Here is a 7,372-nt window from a genome sequence, read left to right as displayed (position 1 = left end):
TCGAGTGGTCGCAGCCGATTAGCGAGCGTGCGGAGATTCGACGCGAGATCGTCGCGCTCTACGACCGCGCGTGCGCCGCCCTCGGGGTCGAGCCGCGGCCGCACGACTAAGAGTGCTCGGACAACGTCACCGCGAGTGTCGTCGACGGACACCCTCGTAGTAAGGTAAGCCTTACCTGACTTACGAGGAACACGATGTCTGCCGCGACCGACACCGCACCACACTCAATTGCCGCGGGCGCCCCCTCCGGCACCGGCACGGGCGACGCGGTGCCGTTCTCCCGACTCGTGCGCGAGCGCAGCGGTGCCCACCACGGCTCGAGCGAAAGCGCGAGCTTCATGACCGAGCTCATGGCCGGCCGGGCGACGCTCGACGACTACACGGCCCTCGTCGTGCAGCACTGGGCCATCTACGAGGCGCTCGAAGGCGTAGCGGATGCTCTGCGCGAGCATCCGCTCGTCGCCCCGTTTCTCTCGGCCGACCTCGACCGCCTGCCCTCACTCGAGCGCGACCTCGCCGCACTGCTGGGCGTTGAGTGGCGGAATCACCTCGAGTTCGTGCCCGCCACCGTCGACTATGCCGCGCGCATTCGCGAGGTCGCGGCGGAGTGGCCCGCGGGCTACGTCGCCCACCACTACACGCGCTACCTCGGCGATCTCTCGGGCGGCATTCACATCGGTCGGGTGGTCTCGCGCCAGTTCGGTTTTGACCCGGCCGGCCCCGGCGCGTCGTTCTATCACTTCGACCACATCAGCGACCCCGCCGCATTCAAAGATGCCTATCGAGCGCAGCTCGACGCGGCGCCGTGGGCATCCAACGAGGCCGATCGCGTCGTCGCCGAAGTGCTCAGCGCCTACGACCGCAACACCCTGATTTTCGAACAACTGGCCGCGCGCGGCTGAGCGGAGCGCTCTTTCGCCATGCAGAACGGGGCGGCTCCCGCAAGGGAACCGCCCCGTGTCTGTGTGCGCGACGGGATGCCCGCACGCAGTGACGCGGACTTAGAAGTCCATGCCGCCGCTCGGGTCGCCCATGGGCGCCGGGTGCTTCTCGGGCTTGTCGGCAACGACGGCCTCGGTGGTGAGGAAGAGACCGGCGATCGACGCCGCGTTGAGCAGAGCCGAGCGCGTGACCTTGACCGGGTCGGCGATGCCGGCACCGAGCATGTCGACGTACTCACCCGTCGCGGCGTTGAGGCCGAAGCCCACCTCGAGGTGACGCACCTTGTCGGCGACCACGCCGGGCTCGAGGCCCGCGTTCAGAGCGATCTGCTTGAGCGGAGCGTCGATGGCAACCTTGACGATGTTCGCGCCGGTGGCCTCGTCACCGACGAGGTCGGTGAGCTCCTTCGACTCGAACGCCGTCTTGCCCGCCTGGATGAGCGCGACGCCACCACCGGCGACGATGCCCTCTTCCACAGCCGCCTTCGCGTTGCGAACGGCGTCTTCGATGCGGTGCTTGCGCTCCTTGAGCTCGACCTCGGTGGCCGCACCCGCCTTGATGACAGCAACGCCGCCCGCGAGCTTGGCGAGACGCTCTTGCAGCTTCTCGCGGTCGTAGTCGGAGTCGGTGTTCTCGATCTCGGCGCGGATCTGCTTGACGCGACCGGCAATAGCGTCGGCCTCGCCGGCACCCTCCACGATCGTGGTCTCGTCTTTGGTGATGACGACCTTACGCGCGCGGCCCAGCAAGTCGAGGGTGGCGTTCTCGAGCTTGAGACCGACCTCCTCGCTGATGACCTGACCGCCGGTGAGGATGGCGATGTCTTGCAGCATGGCCTTGCGGCGGTCACCGAAGCCAGGAGCCTTGACGGCGACCGACTTGAAGATGCCGCGGATCTTGTTGACGACCAGCGTGGCCAGAGCCTCGCCCTCGACGTCTTCGGCGATGATGAGCAGCTGCTTGCCGCTCTGGATCACCTTGTCGACGACGGGGAGCAGGTCTTTGATGGCCGAGATCTTGCCGTTGACGATCAGGATGTAGGGGTCTTCGAAGACCGCTTCCTGACGCTCCGGGTCGGTCACGAAGTACGCCGACAGGTAGCCCTTGTCGAAGCGCATGCCCTCGGTGAGCTCGAGCTCGGTGCCGAAGGTGTTCGACTCTTCAACCGTGACGACGCCCTCTTTGCCCACCTTGTCGATGGCCTCGGCGATGAGCGCGCCGATCTCGGGGTCGGCGGCCGAGATGCTCGCGGTCGCGGCGATCTCTTCTTTGGTCTCGACCTCCTTGGCGTTCTTCAGCAGCTGGGCCGAGACAGCCTGCGTGGCCTTCTCGATGCCGCGCTTGAGGCTGATGGGGTCAGCGCCGGCCGCGACGTTGCGCAGGCCCTCGCGCACGAGCGCCTGAGCGAGCACAACCGAGGTGGTCGTGCCGTCACCGGCGACGTCGTCGGTCTTCTTGGCGACCTCTTTGACGAGCTCCGCGCCGATCTTCTCGAACGGGTCGTCGAGCTCGATCTCTTTGGCGATGGAGACGCCGTCGTTGGTGATGGTGGGGGCGCCCCACTTCTTCTCGAGGACGACGTTGCGCCCACGCGGGCCCAGCGTGACCTTGACGGCGTCAGCCAGGATGTTGAGGCCGCGCTCGAGGCCGCGACGGGCCTCTTCGTCGAAAGCGATGATCTTAGCCATGTGTCTCTCGTCCCTCCCGGACGCTTCACGTACGGTAGCTCTTGGCACTCACAGAGCGTGAGTGCTAAACGATTCTGGCACTCGCTGGGGTCGAGTGCAAGCCGCGCGAGCCGTGCATACGGCCAGAGCGAGGGTGAGCGTGAACGAGCGGCTATCGGAACGCGAGCGAGCCGCCGAGCGGCACGAGCTCGACCCAGGTGTTGCCAGGCGCCAACCGCACGGCCACCCCGTTGGCGTCGAGCAATCGAATGGGCGCCGTCATCGAGCTCTTCGACCACGTGGCGCGCACGGTGGCCCCGCCCGTCGAAATCCAGGCTTCGCCCGAGCCGATGAGCTGAGTGGTCGGGATGCTCTGAATCACCTGCACCGGAACCCTCAGCACCACGACATTGACGGCGCTCAACTGTGCCCCGTTGGCATCGGTGTCGGGCGTGCCGCCCGTCTGCAGCCTCAGCCAGCGCTGGCTCGCGGCATCCCAGTTCCACGACGGACTGCTCGCACCGCCAAAGCGCATGTCCATGCCCGCCGTGGGAGTGCCTTCTTTCGTCGCCGTCGCCGACGCGATGCTGTCAGAGAATGCGAAGAGCTGCGGAGGCGGCGCCAGGTCGAGGTGCTGCGCGATGACCTCGGGGGCCTTCACGAGCACGTTGTGCGGAGCATCCGCGTTATCGCCTCGATAGAACGTGTCATCGGTGTCGCGTTGCCCGTGAATGGCGTTGTACACGGGGGCCGCGCGCATCATCTCGACAAAGCGACTCTGACCTCCCGAGTAGGCGACGATGCCGCCGAGCGGCGAGATGATGTCGGGGTCCATCGGGCGAATCGAGCGCACGGGCCCGATGACGCTCGGCACGTCTGAGTGCCAGACGGCGACGTAGCGAGTGAGACCGCCCTCGACGAGTTCTTCAAAGACGATGTCGGTTCGCTCGAGGCCGATCTGCGGGCGCGCGTCGGGGTGGTTGTCGACCTTGGCGGCAAGAGACGGGGTAGCGAGTGCCCCCACCTCGATCTGCTCGCCCGTGAGCGGCGCGATGGCATAGGCCGGGGGCGCTTCGTAGGTCGAGACATACGACGGAGACGCCGAGTGGCTGGGCATGACCTCTGTCGTCGTGCACCCACCGATGACCACGAGGGCGGCGCTGAGTGCGCCGACGCTCGCGATGCGGAGGGTCGACCGGGTCATGGCGTCACCTTAGCCCCGGGAGGAATGCGCGAGGCGGCACGGGCGCGGTGCGCCGCACGCGCGATCAGGCGACGCGAACTCCTTCGGCCTGCGGGCCTTTCGTGCCCGTGCCGATCTCGAACGTGACCGATTGACCTTCTTCGAGCACCTTGTATCCGGGCATGTCGATCGCGCTGTAGTGCACAAACACGTCGCTCTCACCGCCCTCGAGCGTGATGAAGCCGAAGCCTTTCTCGGCGTTAAACCACTTGACGGTTCCTGTGGGCATTGCGGAGCTCCTTGTAGCCGGGGATTGAGTGAGAATACCCGTGCTGACCCCCGGAATACAGGGCTCGAGAGCCCTCGGCGATGACGTTTTACCGACGCGAAACGCCCGCGTAACGCACGACCCTTACGGGGCAGCGATTGCGGCGAAATCGGCGCCCAGCGCGATGGTGATGGGCGCTCCGGGGAAAGCGTCTGACAGCTCAAACACGCCCACGCCCAGCAACTGAACCATGCCCGCCGCGACACCTTCGAGGGCCGGGTCGCTGTAGTAGATGACCGTCTCGGTCAGATCGGTCTGCGCTGCCGACGTCACGGTGCCCACGGGCCAGCCCGGTGCGGTCAACAGGTCGCGTGCCGCGGCACCGAGCCCGTTGACCTCCGTTCCGTTCAAGATCGTGATGACAAAGCCGGCCGGCAGTTCGGCCAGCGCAGGGTCGGTGATGGGCTCGACCAGCGACGAGGGCGACGGCGACTCCGTCGGCGTCGGCATGGGCTCAGCCGTGCCCAGCCCCGGAAGTTCGAAGTTCACGCGATCGCTAATGAGCGAGAGGCCATAGAGCCCGGCGACGACGAGCGCTCCGCTGGCGAGTGCCGCCCACGCAAAGGCAATCCAGCCGCGCCCGCGGGGGGCCGGAGCGCGGTGGGCGCCAACGCGTCCGAGGTTGGTGGGAATCTCGTCGAAACGATCGGGGGTGTATTCGGCCATCGTGATGATGCCTTCCGCAGGTGGGGTCTTAGGCCGCGCCATCGGCGCGTGCACGTCGTATGCGTCGCCGTTCTGCGCGACTATCGCGCACTTCGAGCAATCGGCCCACAAGAACGGGGTCGTATTGCACGGCGACCTCAGTGTCGATCACGGCGTTCAACACTTGATAGTAGCGGGCCGGAGTCCAGCCGAACTCGCGGCGGATGCCGAGCTCTTTCGCCCCGCTGTGACCCCACCACGTGCGCTCGAACTCGAGCACGCGCTGGGCGCGCTCGTCGAGTGGGTTGGTGGGAGCATCCATGGGTCATCAGAGTACGACCCGAGGACCTTCGGCCCTAGGCGGCTCGCGGGCGCTACGGAAGGCTCAGTCGGGGGCGCCCACCTGCCGCACAGCGGCGCGGGTTAGGCTTGCCTAACTCTCGCTGAGCCGACTCTCGATCGACCGGAACCGTCATGACCCGCCAATCTTCGCGCAGCACGCGCGCGCCGCACCGCAGTGCCGCGATGGTGTCGGTGGGCGCCGTCGTCATCGCTCTGCTGACGGGATGCTCGGTGTCGACCCCGCAGTCGAGTGCCGAGCCCACGGCTCCCGTGGGCCCGCGCGTGCCCCTCAGCGAGCTCGTGGTGGCCGAAAACCCGCGCGCACTGACGGGACCGTCCACGGCACTCATCGAATCCAGCGCCATCGTTCCGGTCGCCACCGACCCCGCTCAAGCGTTGCCCGTCACGGTCGTGTCGCGCGACCTCGACGGCGACCGCGACGTCGTCGTGAGTGACGCCAGTCGCATCCTGCCCCTCGACATTGCCGGCTCGATCGCGGCCACGGTCTTCGCGCTGGGCTTCGGCGACGATGTGGTCGGGCGCGACATCTCGACGACGTTTCCTGAGGCCGCCGACCTGCCCATCGTCACGAGCAGCGGCCACGCGATCAGCAGCGAGGCCGTGCTCGCCCTGCGCCCGACGCTCGTGATCACCGACGGCACGGTCGGGCCGACCGACGTCGTGCTGCAGTTGCGCGATGCCGGGGTGACAGTGGTCTATGTGGATGCCGAACCCGGCCTCAGCGCCCCCGCCGAGCTGGCGCGGCAAGTGTCGGCAGCTCTCGGCTCACCCGAGACAGGAGACCTGCTCGCCGAACGTCTCGAGCAGGAGCTCGCCGACGTGCTCGCCGCAATCGAGTCGATCCGCCCCGATGACCCGGCCGACCGCGTGCGCATTCTGTTTCTCTACCTGCGAGGTGCCTCGGGCATCTACTACCTCTTTGGCGAAGAGTCGGGCGCCGACGAGCTCATCGAAGGGCTCGGCGGCATCGACGTGGCCGGAGAGATCGGCTGGGTCGGCCTGCGGCCCATGACCGACGAAGCTCTCGTGGCGGCAAACCCCGACCTGATCTTGGTCATGACCGGGGGCCTCGAGAGCGTGGGCGGCGTCGACGGCCTGCTCGCCGAGAAGCCTGCCGTCGGACTCACGCGCGCCGGCGAAACCCGCCGCTTCGTCGACATGGATGACGGCGAGGTGCTGAGCTTCGGCCCCCGCACGCCCGCGGTGCTCGACGCGCTTGCTCGGGCAATCTATGCCCCGTAACCACCCACCCAGCGGTGAATGACATCTCCGTGCGGTGACACCACGGCGAGCGCGCGGCCGTCGAGGCTCAGCACGAAGTCATCGTCGGCGCCCGGCAGCAGCGCATCGGCGCTCGCTCCGACGTCGGTCAGCACTCGTCGGCCGTCGAGGGAGATCCAGTGGCCGGGCAGCTCGCTCACCGCCGCCGTGAACCGCGCGCGATCGGCGGGCGAGAGATACACGAGCACGGCCGGGCTCGCGACGACGAGCGTGGCATCGTGCGGTGCGTGCGCCGCGAGCGCCGCGAGCCCCTCAACGGCGTCTCCCGCAATGAGGTGCAGGGTGTGCTCGCGTGCGATCGCGATGGCGGCGTCGAGCTGTGCTGCGCGCTCACGCTCTTCGGGCCAGATGAGCGTGCGCAGCCACCTCTCGTCGTCGGCGTTCGTGAGCCGCAGGGGGCTGCGCTCGAGCCCTGCCCGCCACACGATCTCAGGCATCGCCGTCGGCACCGGCACGCCCTCCCCGAGGGTGCACCGCAGCTCGAGCGTCGAGGGGCCTTCGACCGGGTCGACGCGGTGCTCGACTCCGTCAGCATCGACGAACACGTGGCTGTAGCGGTCGACGAGCAGACCGAGCCCGGCCGATGCTCCCACTTCGAGCAGAGCAATCGGGCCGGGGATTCCCTGAAGGGCCGCGAGCAAGGGTGCCGTACGGCGCGGGTCGTTCGTTTGCGTGGCGCGGTGGCGCGCGATCTGGGCCACAGCATCCCACTCGCCTTCGAGCCAGGCGCGGATGTCGCCGTTCGCTGCGAGCCCCGAAAACCGCGCGGCCGTGAGCACGAGAACGGGCTGACGATCAGCGACGGGCAGAGTGTCGATGAGGGCGATGCACTCGTCGTCGTCGGCGATCTCGAGCGACCAGGCCGCGTAGGTGCGCGAGCGTGGGGCCGCCTCGCGGGCGAAGCGCCGGTACCGTTCTGCGGTCGTGCTCACGGTGCCATCGTGCCACCGACCGGGGCTCAGG

At 67.9% G+C, this 7,372-nt stretch carries 8 protein-coding genes; 2 read left to right on the top strand and 6 right to left on the bottom strand.

The window, feature by feature from the left end:
• Nucleotides 1-194: 194 nt before the first annotated feature.
• Nucleotides 195-902 (top strand): biliverdin-producing heme oxygenase, encoded by a 708-nt coding sequence (locus tag SFU54_RS08410; RefSeq protein ID WP_319015832.1) that lies wholly within the window; start codon nt 195-197, stop codon nt 900-902.
• 99 nt (nt 903-1,001) lie between these two features.
• Here the strand turns inward: SFU54_RS08410 and groL are convergent, their stop codons facing one another.
• The 5 genes from groL to SFU54_RS08385 all read right to left on the bottom strand — a co-directional run bounded on the left by groL (nt 1,002) and on the right by SFU54_RS08385 (nt 5,087).
• On the bottom strand, nt 1,002-2,630 hold the full coding sequence (groL, locus tag SFU54_RS08405; protein ID WP_319015831.1) for a chaperonin GroEL: 1,629 nt from the start codon (nt 2,628-2,630) through the stop codon (nt 1,002-1,004).
• A gap of 151 nt (nt 2,631-2,781) precedes the next feature.
• Nucleotides 2,782-3,813, bottom strand: a complete 1,032-nt coding sequence (locus SFU54_RS08400; protein ID WP_319015830.1) for a DUF3048 domain-containing protein — start codon at nt 3,811-3,813, stop codon at nt 2,782-2,784.
• A gap of 64 nt (nt 3,814-3,877) precedes the next feature.
• Nucleotides 3,878-4,081, bottom strand: a complete 204-nt coding sequence (locus SFU54_RS08395) for a cold-shock protein (protein ID WP_319015829.1) — start codon at nt 4,079-4,081, stop codon at nt 3,878-3,880.
• A 123-nt stretch (nt 4,082-4,204) separates the two neighbouring features.
• Nucleotides 4,205-4,786: a LytR C-terminal domain-containing protein gene (locus tag SFU54_RS08390; protein ID WP_319015828.1), complete on the bottom strand. Its 582-nt coding sequence runs from the start codon at nt 4,784-4,786 to the stop codon at nt 4,205-4,207.
• Between the two features lie 28 nt (nt 4,787-4,814).
• On the bottom strand, nt 4,815-5,087 hold the full coding sequence (locus SFU54_RS08385; RefSeq protein ID WP_319015827.1) for a DUF3263 domain-containing protein: 273 nt from the start codon (nt 5,085-5,087) through the stop codon (nt 4,815-4,817).
• 152 nt (nt 5,088-5,239) lie between these two features.
• On the opposite strand from SFU54_RS08385, the gene SFU54_RS08380 reads away from it, so the two are divergent.
• Complete coding sequence (locus tag SFU54_RS08380) at nt 5,240-6,370, top strand: heme/hemin ABC transporter substrate-binding protein (RefSeq protein ID WP_319015826.1); 1,131 nt, start codon at nt 5,240-5,242, stop codon at nt 6,368-6,370.
• Here SFU54_RS08380 and SFU54_RS08375 read toward each other — a convergent pair.
• Nucleotides 6,358-7,372: DUF2332 domain-containing protein (locus SFU54_RS08375; protein WP_319015825.1), on the bottom strand; the 1,015-nt coding region annotated here is incomplete at its 5' end. The two genes, SFU54_RS08380 and SFU54_RS08375, sit on opposite strands and share 13 nt — an antisense overlap.

Source organism: Microcella sp. (genome assembly GCF_033763155.1).
In the GTDB taxonomy this organism is placed as follows: Bacteria; Actinomycetota; Actinomycetes; order Actinomycetales; family Microbacteriaceae; genus Microcella.
Note: the sequence above shows the minus strand (reverse complement) of the source record. Positions and strands in the feature narration are given on the sequence as shown.

What these genes read in the sequence shown, in the direction of transcription:
- SFU54_RS08410 (WP_319015832.1), top strand. Translation starts at nt 195, where the DNA reads ATGTCTGCCGCGACCGACACCGCACCACACTCAATTGCCGCGGGCGCC.
- groL (WP_319015831.1), bottom strand. Translation starts at nt 2,630, where the DNA reads ATGGCTAAGATCATCGCTTTCGACGAAGAGGCCCGTCGCGGCCTCGAG.
- SFU54_RS08400 (WP_319015830.1), bottom strand. Translation starts at nt 3,813, where the DNA reads ATGACCCGGTCGACCCTCCGCATCGCGAGCGTCGGCGCACTCAGCGCC.
- SFU54_RS08395 (WP_319015829.1), bottom strand. Translation starts at nt 4,081, where the DNA reads ATGCCCACAGGAACCGTCAAGTGGTTTAACGCCGAGAAAGGCTTCGGC.
- SFU54_RS08390 (WP_319015828.1), bottom strand. Translation starts at nt 4,786, where the DNA reads ATGGCCGAATACACCCCCGATCGTTTCGACGAGATTCCCACCAACCTC.
- SFU54_RS08385 (WP_319015827.1), bottom strand. Translation starts at nt 5,087, where the DNA reads ATGGATGCTCCCACCAACCCACTCGACGAGCGCGCCCAGCGCGTGCTC.
- SFU54_RS08380 (WP_319015826.1), top strand. Translation starts at nt 5,240, where the DNA reads ATGACCCGCCAATCTTCGCGCAGCACGCGCGCGCCGCACCGCAGTGCC.